Annotated in this window: 15 protein-coding genes; 4 read left to right on the top strand and 11 right to left on the bottom strand. The window is 55.2% G+C overall.

Annotated features, from left to right (window positions below; all coding sequences use genetic code 11):
* Positions 1 to 86: 86 nt before the first annotated feature.
* A complete protein-coding gene (locus tag BVC71_RS01255) occupies positions 87 to 1,559 on the bottom strand; it encodes a flagellin N-terminal helical domain-containing protein (RefSeq protein WP_086449822.1) in 1,473 nt (490 codons plus the stop codon).
* 261 nt (positions 1,560 to 1,820) lie between these two features.
* Between BVC71_RS01255 and BVC71_RS01250 the strand changes: the two genes are divergently transcribed.
* Genes BVC71_RS01250 through fliD form a run of 3 tightly spaced genes read left to right on the top strand, consistent with a single transcriptional unit; the run spans position 1,821 to position 5,432 of the window.
* The gene (locus tag BVC71_RS01250; RefSeq protein ID WP_086449821.1) at positions 1,821 to 2,588 is read left to right on the top strand and encodes a motility protein A; all 768 of its coding nucleotides are present in this window, start codon (positions 1,821 to 1,823) and stop codon (positions 2,586 to 2,588) included.
* Positions 2,589 to 2,591: 3 nt separating this feature from the next.
* A complete protein-coding gene (locus BVC71_RS01245) occupies positions 2,592 to 3,752 on the top strand; it encodes an OmpA family protein (RefSeq protein ID WP_086449820.1) in 1,161 nt (386 codons plus the stop codon).
* A 54-nt stretch (positions 3,753 to 3,806) separates the two neighbouring features.
* Positions 3,807 to 5,432 (top strand): flagellar filament capping protein FliD, encoded by a 1,626-nt coding sequence (gene fliD / locus BVC71_RS01240; RefSeq protein WP_165767697.1) that lies wholly within the window; start codon positions 3,807 to 3,809, stop codon positions 5,430 to 5,432.
* Here the strand turns inward: fliD and BVC71_RS01235 are convergent, their stop codons facing one another.
* Positions 5,433 to 6,521, bottom strand: coding sequence for a sigma-54 interaction domain-containing protein (locus tag BVC71_RS01235; protein WP_086450629.1), 1,089 nt, complete (start codon positions 6,519 to 6,521; stop codon positions 5,433 to 5,435).
* 376 nt (positions 6,522 to 6,897) lie between these two features.
* Here BVC71_RS01235 and BVC71_RS01230 point away from each other — a divergent pair, with 376 nt between their 5' ends.
* Positions 6,898 to 7,944, top strand: coding sequence for a cupin domain-containing protein (locus BVC71_RS01230; RefSeq protein ID WP_086449818.1), 1,047 nt, complete (start codon positions 6,898 to 6,900; stop codon positions 7,942 to 7,944).
* On the opposite strand, the gene BVC71_RS01225 is transcribed toward BVC71_RS01230, so the two are convergent.
* The 9 genes from BVC71_RS01225 to BVC71_RS01185 all read right to left on the bottom strand — a co-directional run bounded on the left by BVC71_RS01225 (position 7,941) and on the right by BVC71_RS01185 (position 19,045).
* Complete coding sequence (locus tag BVC71_RS01225) at positions 7,941 to 8,600, bottom strand: transglycosylase SLT domain-containing protein (RefSeq protein WP_086449817.1); 660 nt, start codon at positions 8,598 to 8,600, stop codon at positions 7,941 to 7,943. The two genes, BVC71_RS01230 and BVC71_RS01225, sit on opposite strands and share 4 nt — an antisense overlap.
* Positions 8,601 to 8,627: 27 nt before the next feature.
* Positions 8,628 to 9,884 carry a flagellar hook-associated protein FlgL gene (flgL, locus tag BVC71_RS01220; RefSeq protein ID WP_086449816.1) on the bottom strand — a complete coding sequence of 419 codons (1,257 nt, stop codon included), beginning with the start codon at positions 9,882 to 9,884 and terminating at the stop codon, positions 8,628 to 8,630.
* A gap of 7 nt (positions 9,885 to 9,891) precedes the next feature.
* Positions 9,892 to 13,986: a flagellar hook-associated protein FlgK gene (gene flgK / locus BVC71_RS01215; RefSeq protein ID WP_086449815.1), complete on the bottom strand. Its 4,095-nt coding sequence runs from the start codon at positions 13,984 to 13,986 to the stop codon at positions 9,892 to 9,894.
* 7 nt (positions 13,987 to 13,993) lie between these two features.
* The gene (locus BVC71_RS01210; protein ID WP_086449814.1) at positions 13,994 to 14,302 is read right to left on the bottom strand and encodes a rod-binding protein; all 309 of its coding nucleotides are present in this window, start codon (positions 14,300 to 14,302) and stop codon (positions 13,994 to 13,996) included.
* A gap of 10 nt (positions 14,303 to 14,312) precedes the next feature.
* Positions 14,313 to 15,431 (bottom strand): flagellar basal body P-ring protein FlgI, encoded by a 1,119-nt coding sequence (locus tag BVC71_RS01205; protein WP_205905945.1) that lies wholly within the window; start codon positions 15,429 to 15,431, stop codon positions 14,313 to 14,315.
* A complete protein-coding gene (locus BVC71_RS01200) occupies positions 15,428 to 16,087 on the bottom strand; it encodes a flagellar basal body L-ring protein FlgH (protein ID WP_086449813.1) in 660 nt (219 codons plus the stop codon). The genes BVC71_RS01205 and BVC71_RS01200 overlap by 4 nt, the downstream gene beginning before the upstream one ends.
* 5 nt (positions 16,088 to 16,092) lie before the next feature.
* A complete protein-coding gene (gene flgG, locus BVC71_RS01195) occupies positions 16,093 to 16,884 on the bottom strand; it encodes a flagellar basal-body rod protein FlgG (protein WP_086449812.1) in 792 nt (263 codons plus the stop codon).
* 90 nt (positions 16,885 to 16,974) lie between these two features.
* The gene (locus BVC71_RS01190; RefSeq protein WP_086449811.1) at positions 16,975 to 17,733 is read right to left on the bottom strand and encodes a flagellar basal body rod protein FlgF; all 759 of its coding nucleotides are present in this window, start codon (positions 17,731 to 17,733) and stop codon (positions 16,975 to 16,977) included.
* A 31-nt stretch (positions 17,734 to 17,764) separates the two neighbouring features.
* Positions 17,765 to 19,045, bottom strand: a complete 1,281-nt coding sequence (locus BVC71_RS01185) for a flagellar hook protein FlgE (RefSeq protein WP_086449810.1) — start codon at positions 19,043 to 19,045, stop codon at positions 17,765 to 17,767.
* Positions 19,046 to 19,058 lie beyond the last annotated feature (13 nt).

Raw genomic sequence — 19,058 nt, 5'->3', positions numbered from 1 at the left:
ACCTTTTAAGCCATTGAAAACAAAAAATCTCTGCCATCTGAGACGGCAGAGATACTTTCGTATATTGTCGAAAAACCGACGACCTATTAGCCACGTAGCAGCTGCAGGACACCCTGTTTCGAGGAGTTCGCCTGTGCCAGCATCGCAGTCGCTGCCTGGCTCAGGATCTGGCCGCGGGCCAGGTTGGTCGATTCCTGAGCGAAGTCTGCGTCCATAACCTGCGACTTAGCAGCTTGTACCGAAGTCGAGATGTTGGTCAGGTTCGAGATAACCGAGTCCAGACGGTTGGAAACCGCACCCAGATCAGAACGGCTGTCCGAGATCTTCGACAGAGCCGAGTCGATCACTTTGATCGCTGCCTCTGCACCTTCAGCGGTGGTGATGTCGATGTCCGACACTGCGTCCAGCGAGGACGAGAAGTGTTCAACACCGGTGTCTACCGCCATGAACGATGTTTCGGTTGCAGCTGCACCAGTTGCGTCAGTCGCGACCGAGAAAGTCTGGGTCGAAGACATCTCTACCTGACCTTTCATTGTCACCGACGTGGTGGTGCCGTCCAGATCGTCAGTCGCTGCGCCGTCACCAGTGGTGATGGTCATCGACGAAGTAGCAGTCGAGGACGAGAAGCCGGTGATTGCGATGTCGTCGCCGTCTGTGTCAGTCAGTTCGATGTTGCCGTCGTCGTTGATCGCAGCGGTCACACCAGTCTGCGAGGACAGGTCGTTGATTGCGTCACGCAGCGATGCCAGACGTTCGCCGCCAGCTGGGTCTGCTGCAGGAACAGCAACTGCTTTGGTCGAAACACCGTTGATCGAGAACTGAACGGTCGATGCAGCAGCAGTACCACCAACTTCTGGACCTTCCAGAACAGCTTTGGTTTCTGCGGTTGCCGATACGCCGGTACCAGCAGTTACGCCGTTGATGCGTGCAGCGATATCTTTCGCCGAGTCGGTCGCAGCGGTTGTGACGCTTTCCGAACCACGGTGGCCCGAGATGGTCACGGTTTCCGACGAGAAGTTAGCAATGTCGGATTCCGATGTTACAGAGTGTGCGCCGATGTCGGTCGCTTTTGCCGAGTCAACGTTGATTTCCATGTTGGTGCCAGCATCAGCGCCGATCTGCAGCTGTTTGCCTTTGAAGGTACCGTCAAGGATGTTCATGCCGTTGAAGGTGGTGGTTTCTGCAACGCGGTCGATTTCCGAAACCAGCTGTTTGGCTTCTGCCATCAGCGAGCCACGGTCCGATGCGGTGTTGGTGTCGTTTGCGGACTGAACAGACAGTTCGCGCAGACGCTGCAGCATGTTCGACACCTCAACGTGTGCACCTTCAGTGGTGTCCACCAGGTTTTTACCGTCGGATGCGTTACGGATCGCTTGGTTCAGACCCATGACCTGTGCGGTCATTTTTTCGCCGATTGCCATACCCGCTGCGTCGTCTTTTGCAGCGTTAACGCGCAGACCGGTCGATAGGCGGGTCATTGCAGTGTTGAATTCGTCATTAACGCGCGACATGTTCGCTTGTGCGTTTAGGGCGCCAATGTTGGTGTTAATTGTAGTCATCGTTGCCTCCTAGAAAACTGGGCAGTTTGTGGGGTGCGCTGTGCAGCGCTTGTCCTCCTCAACGGCCTCTCAGGAATTTGTTTAGCATCGATGTGAATTTTCTTTGGTTCAGACCCCAGTTTTTTCGCCCCCATATATATAGTGATATTTTTCTAATTCTTTTTTCCGTGCCATTCCTCGGGGTTGTGCGACAGTTTCATTTTTTTCCTAAACTGGCACGAACCTTGCCGTTACCCCAGTTGAACAACTGCGGAGTACGCAATGGATATCGCATCACTCGTCGGCCTAATTGGCGCGATTGGATTTATTGTCGGGGCTATGATCTCGGGCGGGGGGCTTGCGCCCTTTATTGACGTGCCATCCATCCTGATTGTTTTCGGCGGCACATTTTTCGCTGTTATGTACACTGCGCCGATGGGCACATTCCTAGGCAGCTTTGGCGCTATGTCCAAAGCATTTTTGCCACCTGTCAAAAGCCAAACAGACCTGATCGAAAAAATGGTCGAACTGGCGAATCTTGCCCGCAAAGACGGCATGATGGCCCTAGAAGGTCAGGAAGTGCCCGACAAGTTTTTTGAAAAAGGCCTGCAAATGCTGGTCGACGGCGCAGACGAAGAAAAAATGTCGTCCGCGATGAAAAAAGAAATCAAAGCTATGAAAGCCCGCCACGAGGCAAACCACGGCGTTGTAAAAGCCTGGATCGACATTGGCCCTGCAATGGGCATGATCGGCACGCTGGTTGGTCTGGTTCTGATGCTTGGTAACATGGCTGACCCAAAAGCGATTGGTCCCGCGATGGCGGTTGCGCTTTTGACAACGCTTTATGGTGCGTTCCTTGCGAACGTTTTGTTTGCGCCGATGCTGACAAAACTGGAAGGTTACACAGCCGAAGAAATCACCTATCGCGAACTGGTAATCGAAGGCCTGAGCGGCATCGCCAAAGGCGAAAGCAGCCGTAACATTCAGGACGTCATGATGACCGCCCTTGCGCCAAAAGATCAGGCGAAGATGGCGGCGGCAGCGGCATAAACCATGGCAAAGAAACCAGCTCCCCCTCCCCCGCCGCCGCCTCCGCCCGAGGAAGAAGAACAGGAATGCCCGAAATGTCCGCCTGTTGGTGCGCCCGCTTGGATGGCCACCTTTGCGGACATGGCAACCCTGCTAATGGCATTCTTTGTTCTGATTTTGTCGTTCGCTGAATTTAACCAGCCACGTTTCAAAATGATCGCCGGCTCCCTGCGCGAAGCATTCGGTGTGCAACGCCTGGTGCCCGTAATGGAAGCCCCAGAAGGTCAGCAAATCATCGAAATGAATTTCTCGCCGTCGCCGCAACCTTCGGTGACGCAAGAGATGACTCAGCAAACAACCGATCGTGACCGCGAAGATACCGACATCACCGAACCCCAAGAGGTTTCTGAAAACGACCAGCCTGATCCAACACCTGAACAGCAGGAAATGATGGAAGACATGCAAGAAGCGCTGGACGAAATGGGCAGCGATCTGACGGTCGAAATGGAAGGCGATCAAGTCACGATTAAATTCCCCGAAGGCACCGCAGACGAGCCAATCGAAGAAGTTGCTGAAAAAATGGCGCAAGCCGCACAAGCGATGGAACAAGCAGGCGCAACCGGTAATGACGTACAGGTCACTGGCCTATCCGACGTTATGGGCGATCTTGCCGAAGCGATTGGTGGTCAAGGCGATGGTCCAACATCTGGGGATCAAGCCGCCGCCAACCGCCGTGCAGAAATCGCCGAAGCCAAAATGCGCGTCGCGCTACAAGAACAGATTGATCAAGGTCTGGTTGATGTTCAGCGCGAAGACGACAAAGTGTTCATCACCGTTGGTGCTGGCGGCGCGTTTTCGTCTGGTTCGGCTGATCTAACAGCTCAGGCCCGTGAAATCATGGCGGGATTGGCCTTGGGCGCTGCGGGCGGCGACAGCCAGATTACCGTGACGGGCCATACGGATAACGTGCCTTTGTCGGGTGGCCAATTCACCGACAACTGGGGCCTTGCTGCAGGCCGTGCCTCTTCCGTTGTTCGCGAACTTGGCGGTTCTGGCCTGATCGACCCATCTCGTCTGCTGGCCGTGTCAAAGGGCGAAAGCGAACCCGTTGCTGACAACAATACCGCTGCGGGCCGCGAGGAAAACCGCCGGATCGAAATCGAAATCAACTACAGTGGCGAGTAAACAATTCGCAAAACCTGTCGTTCCGTTAGATAACAACTGTAAGGTGTGAGTGCCGTGGATTATCTAAGTGCATTGAATAAAAATGGATCGGGCCTGAATATTTCGGACCTGACGACCAGCTTGGTACAAGCGGATATCGCGCCGAAATTGAATTCAGCAGAACGCGCAAAAACCAGCGCCGAAACCTCAATCTCGGCCTATGGCACGTTGCGGTCAATGTTCGAAGATTTGGATGGCGCGCTTGACATTTTGTCAGGCACATCCGTTTTGTCCGCGACCAGCGCGAACAGCGGTATTTCGGTCGAAGTGACGGATCGTTCTGCAGTTCAGGAACAAAACTCTTCTGTCGATGTGATAAACATCGCGCAGCGTCAGGTGTTGGAATTTACCGGTTTCACCAGCCCTGACGACGTTATTGGCACCGGCGAATTGACTATCGAAATCGGTGTCTGGGCCGATGAAACGACATTCGCCGTCAATCCCGACAAAACAACGAATTCTATTACCATCGGCGAAGGTGCAACGCTGGACGAACTAGCACAGGCGCTATCATCGTTGGACGGTGTGACAGCCCGCGTTCTAGACCGTGGTGACGGCACATACACCTTGGGCGTTGTCAGCGAAGAAGGCGCAGGAAATGCCATTCGCATGACTGCCAGCGCGGATGCTGCGGGTGGTTTGGAAAATTTCGACAACACCACGACAAACGGCACCAAACAGGTTCAGGCCGCAGCAGACGCTATGCTGACAGTGGACGGCGTGACCATTTTCCGCCCCTCCAACACAATCGATGATGCCATCGATGGACTAACCCTGACACTGAATAGCCCGACAGAATATGCTACCACCGTATCTGTGTCCCGCGACGCTGATTTGGCCCAAGAGGTGCTGGACGCTTTTGTAAATTCGGTCAACGAAACGCTGACAAATTTGAAAAGCATGACCGCCTATGCGACCGAAGACAGCGAAGCAGGCGAATTATACAACGATCGCACCGTTCAGCGCATGATTACGGATTTTCAGAAAATCCTGAACGAACCGATTGCGGGGCATTCAGACAAACCCGTTTACCTGTCCGATTTAGGCATCCAGACTTCGCGGAACGGGTCTCTGTACATCAACAAACCGCTGTTCGAACAATCGTTCGACACAAAACCCGCCGCGTTCGAGGCCGTTTTCCAAAACACATTCCGTTCAGATGATCCCGGCGTAAAAATCAGCGGCACCCCCAACGATTCAACGATGCCAGGCACCTACCGGTTTGAATTCGACCCTGACACAGCCACCGCAACGTTGGACGGCACGCCGCTGCTTGCGTCGGCGCTGAGTGACGGAACAATGAGCTTTGTCGCGATCACGGGCAATATGGCCGGCGCCAAACTGACATCGTCCGCAACTGCGCAATCAGCTGACGTTGGTTTTGGCCGCTCTATGGTTTCTAAAATCCAGCTGTTTCTGGACGAAGCCCTGCAAACCAACGGCACCATTGATTCACGCGAATTGTATTTCAACGGTATTGTCGCTGAACAAGATGCCGAAATGGAAATTCTGGAAGAAAAAGCCGCGGTTCTAGAGGCGCGCTATACTGCCAAATTCGCAGCGATGGAGCAGGCAATTTCCGAACTAAACAGCACTGGAAACTACCTGACAAACATGGTGGAAAGCTGGAATAGCGACTGATTAATCGCGCTGCAGACCGTATTTTTTGATCTTTTCGATCAGTGTTGTGCGACGCAGGCGCAGCGCGTCTGCTGCGCGGCTCACACAGCCCGACGTACGATCCAATGCGGCCTCGATCAGTGCGATTTCAATGTCACGCAGGTAACGGCGTACATCCAGATCAGCAGCGTCTTCGCCCAGTTTACGGAAATCTTCGGGATCGGGCAGGCCTTGGGCCTCTGGCAGGGTCGCATCAGTGACGCGTACGCCATCCGCCAGATCAGGTAATGCCGCGTTCAGAAGGTACGACTTGACCATTTCGCCGTTGATCATCTGACCTGGGAACAGAACCGTCGCGCGGATCAGCGTATTGCGCAATTCACGTACGTTTCCGCGCCATGGGTGCGCAGCCAACGCGCGAACAGCGGTCGGGTCAAAATGCGGCACCGCAATGTTTGGGTCTTTTTTCACAACGTCCTGAAGCATCCGTTCCAAAATCAAAGGAATATCCGACGTCCGCTGCGACAACGCTGGCAGCTCTAGCTGGAACACGGCGACACGGAAAAACAGGTCTTCGCGGAAATCAACTTCGGTACCGGAAATCAGATCGCGGTGGGTTGCAGTCACCAGACGGAAATCAACGTCGATTTCCTCCATCGAACCAATGCGCCGGACCTTGCGGGTTTCTAGAACACGCAGCAGTTTCACCTGCAGCGCTGCGGGCATATCACCGATTTCATCCAGAAACAGCGTGCCGCCATGTGCCTGTTCGAAACGGCCGATCTTGCGGCTGTCAGCACCAGTGAACGCGCCCTTTTCGTGACCGAACAGTTCGGACTCCAAAAGGTCCGCTGGAATAGCTGCACAGTTCACAGCAACCAGCTGACCGTCGCGCCCGGATACGGCATGCAGCGCTTCGGCAACCAATTCTTTGCCCGTACCTGTTTCACCCTGAACCAGAACCGGTGCATCAGAACGACCAATCAATTCGATATGATTTTTGACATGACGCATAATCGGCGTTTCACCAACAATGATATCGCAAGCCTTTGATTTACCAACGGAAACGGTTTCTACCAATTCAACCATAGGAGCCCAATGTGTTGTCATATTTAACCCTTCCGTGTAACCGTCACTCGCCATGTCAACTTATTGACTAAACTACCCGCTCACGCCGCCGTTAGAGAGATGTGAACTGGGTTAGTTTGTAACGCGAAAGTATAGGTGGCCCTGCGCAATAGGGGCGGCATTCTTGCCCGAAGGCAGTGCAGCCTATGTGTGTACTTAAACCTGTCCACAATATGTAGGTTTGGATCACCCTTAGGTTTAGTCGTCTTTTATCAGGTTTCTAGACGAATCTCCGAATCGGACTGGTAACCCATTCAAGCGCTGAGGATATGAACCCTATGCCTATGAATAATCGACTTTTTACATAGAAAGCTCCATCTAAGGTTTACGGGGGCAGAAACGAACGACTGAAAAAGATATGCTCGATCTATCTCTACGCCCTGTCATTCTGCACCCACATGTAGCGACAAACACGCCATGGCCTGACGGGTTTGACGCACCGATTATTGCTCATCCCACACCCTTTGCGGAACCAGACGCTGAACTGATACAGCTACCATCGGATCGCGGATCTGCTGCTGCAATATGTGCCGTCGTTGAACATGTCTGCCTGATCGATCCAGATGCTGTTCTGGTCATTTTAATGAACGGCACGTTGCCGACGATGAACAAAACCCTGATTAAATCGATCGCTGCCACACTGCCGATGGTTCAAGCAGGTGAAATCGTCACGCTGGGCGCAACAAAGGGCGACGGCGATACCTTGATTGAAATGGCGCAAGGCACCATTGCATCCACTTCAGCGCAACCCATCAAACAGATTGTTCAGGGGTTAACGCCGGAACAGGTCACTGCTGCTCTTGCCACACAGCAGTATCAATATTCAGCGGGTTTGGTTCTGACGACAGCGAAAACGTTGCGTGGATTTTTCGGCCGTTTTGCAGCGCCATTGCGGGCTGCTGTACGGCGGTCCATCAAAAATTCGCGGACACGCCAAAACATCACCATTCCAGGCGCCGACTACGCCAATGCCGACGAATTGGATTTCGAAACGCAACTTTGGCCATTGGCTGCTGGGTATGTGGTGAATTTACCCATAACACCGCAGCGCCCGTCAGAGGACGCCGAACCAATTGCCCCTGTTCTGGCCAGCGCAAACCAAAATTGGGGAACAGTTGATGTTTTACGCAGCGAAGATGGCGCACGCGTCCGCTGGATCACGCTATTGCCTGATTGCAGCACGCCCCCTCGGGTTCACCGCGAACAAACCGGAACGTTGATTGTGGTCAAAGGTGCCGCGCGGGCACAAATTGACGGGCTGCCACGATCGTTGGGACCAAACGACCGTATGCTGATCCCAAAGGCACATGAATATTCCATCACCAATGTCGGCGAAGAGCCCTTATGCATGGTGGAAATTCAGGTCGCTGTTCCAGACAAAAGGCTACAGCTGCACACCGTTTAGCGCTGGGCAAGCAGCGCGCGGAAATGTTGCACCTTGTCCCACTGAACGCGCAAGCGTGGTGGGACGTGCTGCGGACCTGCCATTTCGGTTTGTGACACATCAAATCCTATTAGTGGACCCGGATCGGAAAATTCAGACGCCGCGGGACTGAAATCTGCAATCGTCGACACGGCAGCGGCATATTCGGTCGCGCGGGTATCGTCCCTACTGTGATATCGCCCAACCGCCGATTGCCAATCACCAGTTTCTGCCGCCAATGATGCCAGATAATCAGCGCCATAGGCGACATTGTGATCAGGATCTAACATCTGGTTCAGATCGGAAAATTGGTCCCCATGCCAGCGGTAATTGATCTGCATACAGCCGACATCGAAATTCACGGCCCCCGCTGTGGATATACGCGTGATAAACGCCAACGCCTCTTGGCGGGTGTCGAAATAATGGCCTTCGCCATTGAAATTCACGGCCCATGGCCACGCACGTTTATCCACGCCATTCGGATCGTAGCCAGATTCATGGCGGGCCACCGCAACAACCAAATCGGGTGGCGCGCCAACGCGTGATGCATGTTCACGGGCGATCCGTTCGCAATCAGGAACAGATGCTGCTGCAGGCGCGGCGATTGCAATAAAAAGGGGCAGGACGAATTTCATCATGCCCTACCCCTGCAATCATCGCGCCAATTAACGCAGGTAATCGAACAACGATGTCTGCGTGATTTTCACGAATGTCTGCTGCGATGCATCCCGCGTTAGCAACAGAGACTGCAATCGCGTGACAGCCGCCGCGACATCCAAATCTTCTAATCCTGAAATCGCCTCGGCAATATTCAGGCTGCGGGTATCCAAAGCTTCTTTTTGGGAATCCACGGTTGCGCCCATTGCGCCAACCTCGGCACGTTTTTCGGCCAGATGATCAAGAGCGCGATCGACATTTGCGATCATCGCGTCCTGCGATTTGTCCTGAGTACGTATCAAAATCGGATCCTGTAGATTAGCGCTGTTCGTCTGAAGCTGCTGAAGAGATCCAATTGGCGCATTCGGTTCGTCACTGCGCGACATCTGTGAAACGGTCATGTAACCTGCGGCTTCTAAAATGATGCCTTCGCCATCATCGGCCAACGATGCGGTAATGCCCGTATTTGCGGTTTCCGCATTGATGGCGTCGATCATCGGTCCATGCAGTCCCGCGACAACGGGCGCGGACACTTCGACAGCGCCTGTTGGCCCCTCAATCGTCATCGTCACGGTTTTTTCTGTGCGATCCGCGTTCAATTTTAACTCGGCTTTTTCGGCGACTTCTAGTTTTGGGCGGGCGTTGTACATGGCCTGACCAAAGCTCGCGATCAGCCCGTCGATCATGTCGAACATGCCTTCGGCCCCTCCATCGACGGCGCCAAATAATTCACTGCCATTCACACCGACGGGCAACGTCAGGGTTTCCGACAACCGTTGCGAAGGCCGACCTTCGTCACCGTTGTAAATTACGCCTTCTTTGGTTTCGGTGAACGCGGGGCTGGGCGAATAGCCCGAAAACAGCGGCTGCCCCAGACCATCAACACGGTTTGCGATTTCTACCAGCGACGACCGCAGCGTCTCTGCCTCGGCCCGCAGACCAGCAAGCCCAGCGCCGGTCAGCGTGTCATTGCCCGCTGTGATAGCCAATTCCTGCATCCGGCGCATGATGACCGCCGCATCCCCGATTGCCTGATCCGACAACGCCACACGGCTGGATGCCTGTTCAGCGGCATTTGAAAAGTGTGCAACGGCTGCCTCTTGCTCTTTGAACGCAGACAGCTGAGCCGCCCGCATTTGATCAGCCGAAGACCGAGGATCGTTTTTACCCGACGAAATCAGTGCCTGAAGTTCTGAAATATCATCCTGCACACGGGCAAAACCGCGTGTTGCGAATTCTGTAAATAGGACGTTACCGATACTCATGGGACCCTCAGAGTGAATTTAGCAATGTGTCGAACAATTCGTTCGCCACGGTCAGGATACGAGCAGAGGCCTGATAGGCCTGCTGTTGGTCGATCAGGCGCGCGGCCTCTTCGTCCAGATCAACGGCGGTGCGGTCGGCATAGACGCGCTCAGCGCTTTCGCGGTTGGCGTCGGTGACTTCAACGCGCGCTTCGGCTGCGGAAACCATCGCTCCTTTTTGGGCCTGTAGCGCCGCTAGGATACGGCCAAAGCCGCCTTCGCCCGATGTTGGATCAGCGTTGCGCAATGCGGCCATCGCGTTGATGTTGCGGCTGTCGTTAATAAAACCTTCATTCGCCATCATGACGAACCCGTCACCATCTTGTGCCGATCCGGACAGCGAAAACTGGACGGTGCCAAATTCAGCCGCATTGCTGTCATCTAGGGTACGCTCTGCAATCGTGTGACCAGTGTCGTTATCGACCAGTCGCACAACGCCAGCTTCGGCATCGGCGACATCAACGCGCACGGACGGCGAATAGCCAGTCAATTCGCCCGCTTCGTACCCGCCGCCCAGTCGCATCGGGGTCGCACCCGACATGACGATGATCAGATCTTCTTCGGGTAGGTCATCCAGTGTGATCCGTTGGCTGGCGGCTGATGTAACCGTGATATCAGCATCGATTGAAACGCCAGTGGACGATTTGAACGTCAGTTCATCGCCCGACACTTTTGCCGTCATACCCAAAACGCCAAACCCTGCCGCAGTTGCGCCTGCCGACGGTTCGATGCTGACAGGACCCGTGCCAGGATCAAAAGTGAATTCGATCTGACCGCCGACCATTGCGGCCGATCCTGGGAACCCCGTCGGAACTGCGGCACCGCCTGTCGAAACAGGCACGGTGTAGATCGTGCCGTTCACATCAATATCCATCGACGAAGGCAACCCTGCGGGGTCCATCGTTTGACCAGTCAAGGTTGACGTTGGCGACTGCGATTGTGCGATGCCGAAATCACCCGCGCCAGATGTGCCCAACGGCACATACAATGCCGCGCCATCCAACGTGCCGTCATTGACCGAGATATTCAGGCGGTTTGATCCGTCAAAGCTGGCGGTCAAACGCCCCTCTTCAGGACCAGAGACGGTGATACCGCTGGTCGTCATACGCAGAACATAAGTGTCTTCGCCCAATTTCACGGATGTGGCCGCACCGGCGGGCGGCAGGCTGGCCAATGCTGCGCCTGTCATGGCGGCTTGAGGGGCTTCGCTGCGCAATGCTGCGGCAAGTCCAGCCGCTGGATCAGCCCCAGCATAGGTCACAGTTTGACCCGACATGTTCAGCGTGTATTGCGTGCTAGGCGCTTGGGCCGTAAGGCCGTCGACCGATGCAGCGCCCGCGTCAAAATCATCTATCGGGCTAAAGGTAAATGTCTGGACTGCACCAGCCTGCCCATAGGACTGCGACACCAGCCCGCCGCCATTTGTATCAACGGCAGAACTATACATGACGGAATCGTAGCCCAAACCAAATGCAGTAGGCGCATTGAACGTCAGCGTTCCAGTGACCGAGATGCCGTCAACGCCCGCCCCGATGGTCGTAGCTGTGCCGCTGGGCAATCCATCTGCACCCGCTGGGGTGATGTCCATCGTGCCGCCTGCCGAATGGGTAAAGGCCGAAATCGCAATGTTTTCGCCGTCTGGGTGGTTTAGAACAATCCGCGATCCGTCCTGAGCCAGACTTGCGGTGATGCCCGTGGCAGCGGTGCGCGCATTGATAGCCGCCGCGATGCTGTCCATCCGTCCGCCAGACACCAAACCATTGATCGACAATGGTTCGACATTCGTGCCTTCTATGACAAAGGACACATTGCCATCGGCGCTAATGGTCAGTCCCGCGCTGGTATCCGCATCGACAGACATGCCTGTGATATTGGGCGCGATCATCGCCGCTGCCCGCGCCGCCGAAGCGCCCTGAGGCAAATTAATTTCCTGATCTTCGCCCAGCATATAGCCGATCGACAGCGTTTCAGCGTCCGACAACGGGCGCTGCGCTGGCGATGTCCATGTGATTGGCGCAGAAAGCGTTAGATTAACCGCCTGAGCCCCTGGAATGTTCTGTTCATTGCGCGTCAGACCGCGATAGCCATTCGCGTCATCTCCATACAGGTAGTCACGGATATAGGTGGCTCCATCAAAGAAACCGTTGTCTTCGGTCAACAAAGCAGCCGCCGCAGTTGCATCCAGCGCTGGACCTGCCAACTGTACGCCGTTGCGGGTGAAAATCTGGATCTGGCCGCCGCCCGATTGCGCAGGGATCAGCGCGCCCGAAGACGCCCCTGCGCCCGATGACAGCGTTGCCGCCGCATCGAAATCGCCGACACCCAGCGACAACGACAGCGCCCCTGAGGTGCCCGCTGCATGAACACCCAGATCGGCCAATGTTTCGCCCGCCGCGGTTTGTACCGTGCCAGCATTTAGCGCAGCCGCCAAATCGGACGCATCTGCCGCGCCAACAGCGGATAGATCAAAACTATACGCCGTACCCGCAATGGAAAAATTCAGAGCCGTCGCCGATGCCGCCTGAGCGTCTGATACGACAAAATCCTGCGTCGATTGCTGCCCCATGGCCGCCAACGACAAAGATGATGCAGAGGCAGGTACATAGCCAACAACGCCCGACGACAGCAAATTCGCCGCGTCAGCACCCGACCCAGAGACCGGCAAAATGGTCGATAGGTCAGGAACGGCAGGTTCTGATGCGGGAACCAGCGCCATAACAGCATCTGCGGTGCCCGAATTGCTGGCCAATGGCGCAACCAGATTGGCGGCAGATGCGGCAAATTCAGCCGGATCATTCAGCGCCATCTTCATATCAATCGCCTTGCCCGTACGCGGCGAAATCGTCAGACGATCGCCATCGACAAAGGTTCCGGTCAGGGTCAGCGTTACACCCGACAATGTCAAAACAGACGCGCCGCGCCCGATTTCATCCCCCGCTTGATCCTTGGCGATCCATTCACCTGCCGCGTCATCGCGGGTCAGGGTAAAAGTTTGTAGGTCACCGGCCAATTCGTCATCCGTGACCGCAAATTCGACAAAAGCGGAACCCTGATTGACCAAGTCGGGTTTTACGTCCCAGCCGTCCATCGAAAACAGCTCGCCACCGAAATCACCGTTCTTATCCAAACCTGACGAATGCAGCGTGTTCACATCGGTCGCGATACGGCGCGCAAAAGCGTCCAGCTGTACCGCTGCTTCGTCAATCGCTGCCAAGGCGGCGCGGTAGCCTTCGATCAGGCCGCCTGTGATTTGTGTGCTTTCTTTGGATACGCCATCGCGGGTCAGAACCATGCGCAGGTCTTCGTCGGTGTCCAGCTCGCTACGTACAGCTTCTCCAGTATCGACCAGGATTGGGCCACCTTCGTTGTCGCCCAAGTACACTTTGGCACGGCCGAATTCGTCCAATTTGACCTTATTGCCAACGATTTCCGAAATATCGCGCAGCAGTCGGTCGCGTTCATCCATCAACGGGTTCAAACCGCCGTTGTCGTTGGATGCGCCCGTCATACCGTCCTGCAATTCGGCCAATGCGGACATTTTTTCATTCAGCAGATCATTTGCCGTATTCGCCTGCGTCACAACATCGGCGCGCAACGACTGTAGGCCCACCGCAACATCCGCGATCGACGTGGCCAAAGAATTGGCAGATTCCATCGCCGCCTGACGCAGCGCAGTATCAGCAGGGTTGCCCGACAAGGTGGACAGGCCGCTAAAGAAACGGTCCAGACCAGTCGCGATCCCGCCGACGGATGGCAAAAACAGATCTTCGATCGCACTGCTGATCGTCTGGAATGTTTCAGCCGAGGTATATTCCCCCGCTGTCGTGCGAACGCGTTCGGCCAGAAAACCGTCGAATGCGCGGCGCACCTGATCAACAATAACGCCCTGCCCGCCTGAATTCTGGCTGGTTACGGTCATCTGACCGCCAGCGATTTCTTTGACGACTGTATCACGGCGGCTGTACCCATCGGTCGCTGCGTTGGCGATGTTCTCGCCTGTTGTCGTCAGCGCCGTGCGATAGGCCATCAGGGCCGAAGTGCCGATATCAAGAAGGTTGGGCATCTATCTGTTACCTGTATGTGTGTCCGCCGAATTGACGGAAAATGGCATCTGAGATGCCCAGATTTGTGCGGTTTGCGGTGACTTCGGCGACTTTGCTGTCAAACAGGCCTTGGGCCATTTCAACGCCCTTGCCGCCCGTCAGTTCGTCGCCGAAACTGGCTGCGCGCCCCGCCTTGAGCATCATCGTCACAAAGAGCGATTCAAATCCGTCTGCCGCGTCGCGTAGGTCTTGCTCGGTCGCGCGGCCGCTGTTGTTCAGGCTGGGGGCCTGCGTTTGATTGACGGAATACAGTGATGCAGGTGCGTTGATATCCATTGGACTTTCCTTAGATCACGACCAGTTCGGCACGCAGTGCGCCTGCTTCGCGCAAAGCTTCTAGGATGGCGACCAGATCGCCAGGGGATGCGCCGACAGCGTTGATGGCGTCGACCAACGATGCAAGCGATACACCAGGATCGAATAGAAATGCCTTTGCGGGGTCTTCGTTGATGTACAGCTGGCTGTCCGGCGTCACGATGGGTTCATCGGGCTGAATGACAGTGGTGTCCCCGTTCATTGCAACGGTCGCCTGCTGCTGCACATCGTAATCTTCGTTTACCGTGACCGTCAGACCGCCGTGGGTGACAGCTGCGGGCGTGACCAGAACCTCTCCACCGATGACAACGGTGCCAGTACGGGAATTTACGACCACTTTGGCAGCGGGTGGATCTGGAGTGACTTCGATGTTTTCCAAAAGCCCCACGAACGACACACGCTGATCGGGATCGGCGGGCGCACGGACGCGAATGGTGGTGCCGTCCAACGCAACAGCGACGTCTGGGCCAAATACTTCGTTAATGGCTTCGGCTGTTGCAGCGGCCGTGGAAAAATCTCCGCGGTTGAGGTTCATCATCAGATAGTCACCGTCCTGAAACGGGCTATCGACCATACGTTCGACAGACGCACCATTGGGGATACGGCCAACGGTCGGAATATTCACTGTCACCGAACTGCCGTCCGCGCCCTGCACGCCCAAACCACCAACGATCAGGTTGCCCTGCGCAATGGCATAGATTTCGCCGTCTGCGCCCATAAGAGGCGTCATAAGCAGCGTACCGCCCTGCAGCGATTTCGCCTGACCAACGGTCGCAACGGTGACGTCGATTTCTTGACCCTCTTTCAGGAATGGGCCCAGTTCAGCGGTAACCATCACAGCGGCGGCGTTTTTGGCATTGATGTCACCTACCTCAACCGCCAGCCCCATGCGCGACAACATCGACTGCATGGATTGCAAGGTCAGGCCCGAATTACCGTCACCTGTCCCCGACAAACCCACGACAATGCCGTAACCAACCAGCGGGTTTGACCGAACGCCGGAAATGGTTGTCATATCTTTTAGGCGGTCCGCTTGGGCCGCGCCCGCGCTGAATACCAGCGCCGCGATCATTACCAGCGCGCGGATCATAGCGGCGCCGCCACTGTCATAGCACGACCCAGCCAACCTGGACGTGCAGTGTCTGCGGTCTGGCCGGCACCGACGTATTGAATGTCGGCGTTGGCGATACGATCACTGTCGACTGTGTTTTCGGCAGTAATATCCTCTTGGCGGATAATGCCCGTGACGCGAATATATTCGTTGCCTGTGTTCAGGGTCAGACGTTTTTCGCCCATGATTTCCAGCAGCCCACCTGGCAGAACTCGCGCGACCTGTACCGTCATACGGCCCCGCAGCGAATTCGATTGCGCCGCAGCACCATTGCCAGAGAACGATTGCGACGAACTGGTGGTCAGCGCGCTATCGTCCAATGCACCCAAGAAACCGGGCAAATCCGCGCTGTAGGACGACGAACGGCCATTGCTGGCGCTTTGCGATTTTGACGCCGAAAAACGTTCGGACAATTCGACGGTCAGAACATCGCCAACTTGGGATGCGCGGCGATCCTGTACAAACAAACCCTGCGCAGCAGCGGAATAGATACCACCTGTTGGATTGCGCTCTGGTTGATAGGATGCTTCGACCGGATAAACGGGTTCGTAGCTGGCGGATGTGACTTCTTGGACGTAGGTGGATGTGCATCCAGCGACCAAGGAAAGACCAGCAATTAGGGACAAAATACGCATGACGATTAACCCATTTTATTCGACATGTAGCGAAGCATTTCGTCCGCAGCCGAGATTGATTTTGAATTGATTTCATAGGCGCGCTGGGTTTCGATCATATCGACCAATTCCTGCACCACGTTCACGTTCGACGCCTCGAGCATCCCTTGGGTCAGCTGACCTGCACCTTCGGCCTGAGGGGCGGAGACAACTGGTTCGCCGCTGGCCAAAGTTTCCACCAGAAAGTTTTCGCCAATTGGTTCCAAACCACGCGGGTTCGCAAAGTTGGCCAAAGTGATCTGGCCGACCTCTTCGGGTTGGGTCTGACCGGGCATGATCACACTGACAATGCCGTCGTTTGAGATGCTGATTTGCGATGCCCCTGCGGGGATCTGCATTTCAGGCTGCACTACATAACCCGATGCGGTGGTCAGCGTGCCTTCTTGGTTCATGGAAAACGAACCATCACGGGTATAACCAATGCGGCCATCAGGCATCAGAACCTGAAAGAAACCCTGCCCGTTGATCGCCACGTCCAGCGCGTTGCCCGTGTCGGTCAATGCGCCTTGGCTGTAGAGTTTGTCGGTGCTTACAACACGAACGCCCGTACCAATGGCCAATGCCGAGGTTAGGTTTGTCGCCTCTGACGTTTGGTCGCCGCCGGGGCGTTCGACCTGATACAGCAGGGATTCAAAATTGGCGCGGTCGCGTTTGAAACCGGTGGTATTCACGTTCGCCAAGTTGTTGGCGATCACCTGAAGGCGGGTTTGCTGCGCGTTCAGGCCGGTTTTCGCGACGTGCATTGCATCGGTAGACATCGTAAGGCTCCATCATCGGTGGCTCTGTTGATGTCTATGCTGCAAAGGGCGTGCCAACCTTACGGCACGGGGCACCAATTGTTTAGGAAATTATTCGCCTGGGGGCCGCATTAATGACGCGCCGGCCTCGTCCAGTTCTTTTGCGGTGGTGATCATTTTCATGTTCATCTCGAACCCGCGCTGAATATCAATCGTCGCCAGCAATTCTTCGGTGGCGTTGACGTTCGATCCTTCTAGAACGCCCTGCCGAACGATCGCCATCTGATTAGGTTCTGGCACCGTTCCATCGACGCGGCGGATCAGGGCGTCTTCGCTTTTGGACAGTTGTTCGCCGTCAGGCACGACTGTGGCCAACAGACCGACTTCGATCTTTTCGCCTTCGCCGCCGCCTATTGGTTCGATGATGACCTGCCCTACCTCAGTGATCTGGATGGATCGATAAGGCGGAACGACGATCGGTTCAAACCCCGCGTTCAGCATCAGTTCGTTAGCACCGTTGACCAATCGGCCTTGTGCATCTGTCGCCAGATCACCACGGCGGGTTAGGCCGACTTCTCCATTTCCTTCGCGGACATAGAAAAAACCGTCTTCCATAATGGCGACGTCAAACGGGTCGCCCGTTTGATCCATGAAACCCGTGTCATTCGAAAACGAAGACCGTTCGGATTCCAGCTGAAACAGGCGGCTTTCAAAACTCGTATTATCCTGAAGCTGTGCCGAACCTTCAAAGGTTGGCAAATCGCGCCGGAAACCCGGCACGTTCATGTTTGCAAGGTTGTTGGCAGAAATGGTGTGCTGAGTGCGCGATGAATCCAAAGTATTCATCATCGTGTAAATCATACGATCCATTTCTGCGTCTCCTTTACCTTAGAAAATCCGATTAGTTACGGATGTTCATGATGGTCTGCATCAGGGACGACGATGTTTCCATCGCCTTGGCGTTTGCCTGATAGTTCCGCTGAGCCGTGATCAGGTTTACCAATTCTTCGGTCAGATCGACGTTAGAACGTTCCAACATACCCGACTGCAATTGACCCAGTCCGTCTTCGCCTGGTGCGGTGTGCATTGGTTCGCCCGATTCAGCGGCGGCTTCGAAACTGGCGTTACCAGTCTGACGCAGGCCTTGTGGGTTCGAGAAATTAGCAACAGCAACACGTGCCAGCGCGATACGTTCGTCCGATCCATAGTTCGCCCAGATGACGCCCATTTGGTCGACCTCTAGGTTCGACAGGCCGATTGGGTTTTCACCATTATGATTTGCAGCCATCACCGCAAAAGGGTCTTCGGATAGGCTAGATGCGCTTGGGTCGATTGTGTATTCGACGGCACCATCCCCAAATTCCATTGTTCCCGATGTCGCGGTAACACGGCCAAGCGTGTCAAAGGTAATCGTTTCGGTCGCTGGTGCATTTGCCGATGGGACCTCTAGGCCGTCAACGGTCATGCGCATTTCATAAACAGTTGTATCGTCCAAAGGATCAGGCGATTTGGTTTTAATGAAATAGGCGCGCGCTTCTACCGATTCACCGTTTCCGTCCATGACTGGGACTGGTGTCGAAAATGCGTATGTCGTGGAATCATCTGGATCAAACGCGTTGGTCGGCGGAACCGCATCCTGGTTGTTCAGCATCGCATCATCGACAGGGAAATTCAGGTCCAGCGTCATGTCCGTTGTCGCTGTAAATTCGCCGCGTGTGAGCGGGATCTGCACAGGCGACAAAGCCGACGTATTGCTATCCAGCATCGACCCATCTTGGGCCACTGGCCACGTCATCAATGGGCGACCTGCGCTGTCTGCGATCTGGCCGCTTGCGTCCAAACTGAACGCACCGTTTCGGGTGTATTGAATTTCGGTCGGTTTACCCTGCAAATCCAATTGCGGAGAAACCGCAAAGAAACCTGCGCCTTGGATCGCCATATCCAACGTCTGACCCGTCGCAACAAAGTTACCCTGTTCAAACTGAACGGCAACTCGGCTCATGTGGGTACCAGAACCGACCACAGTGCGGAAACTATCCATCGGTGTGGTGTAGTAGTCATCTTGGAATTCCGCGCGGCTTTTGCGGAACGCGTTGGTGCCCACGTTTGCGATGTTGTGCGAAGTGGTCGAAATGTCCTGCTGTGCGGCAATCAGCCCGGACAGGGCGGTGGTCATACTCATCTTTATCTTCTCC

Origin of the sequence: Marivivens niveibacter, from assembly GCF_002150005.2 — a bacterium.
GTDB lineage: Bacteria > Pseudomonadota > Alphaproteobacteria > Rhodobacterales > Rhodobacteraceae > Marivivens > Marivivens niveibacter.
The sequence above is the reverse complement of the archived record's forward strand: the minus strand, read 5'-3'. Positions and strand labels throughout refer to the sequence as shown.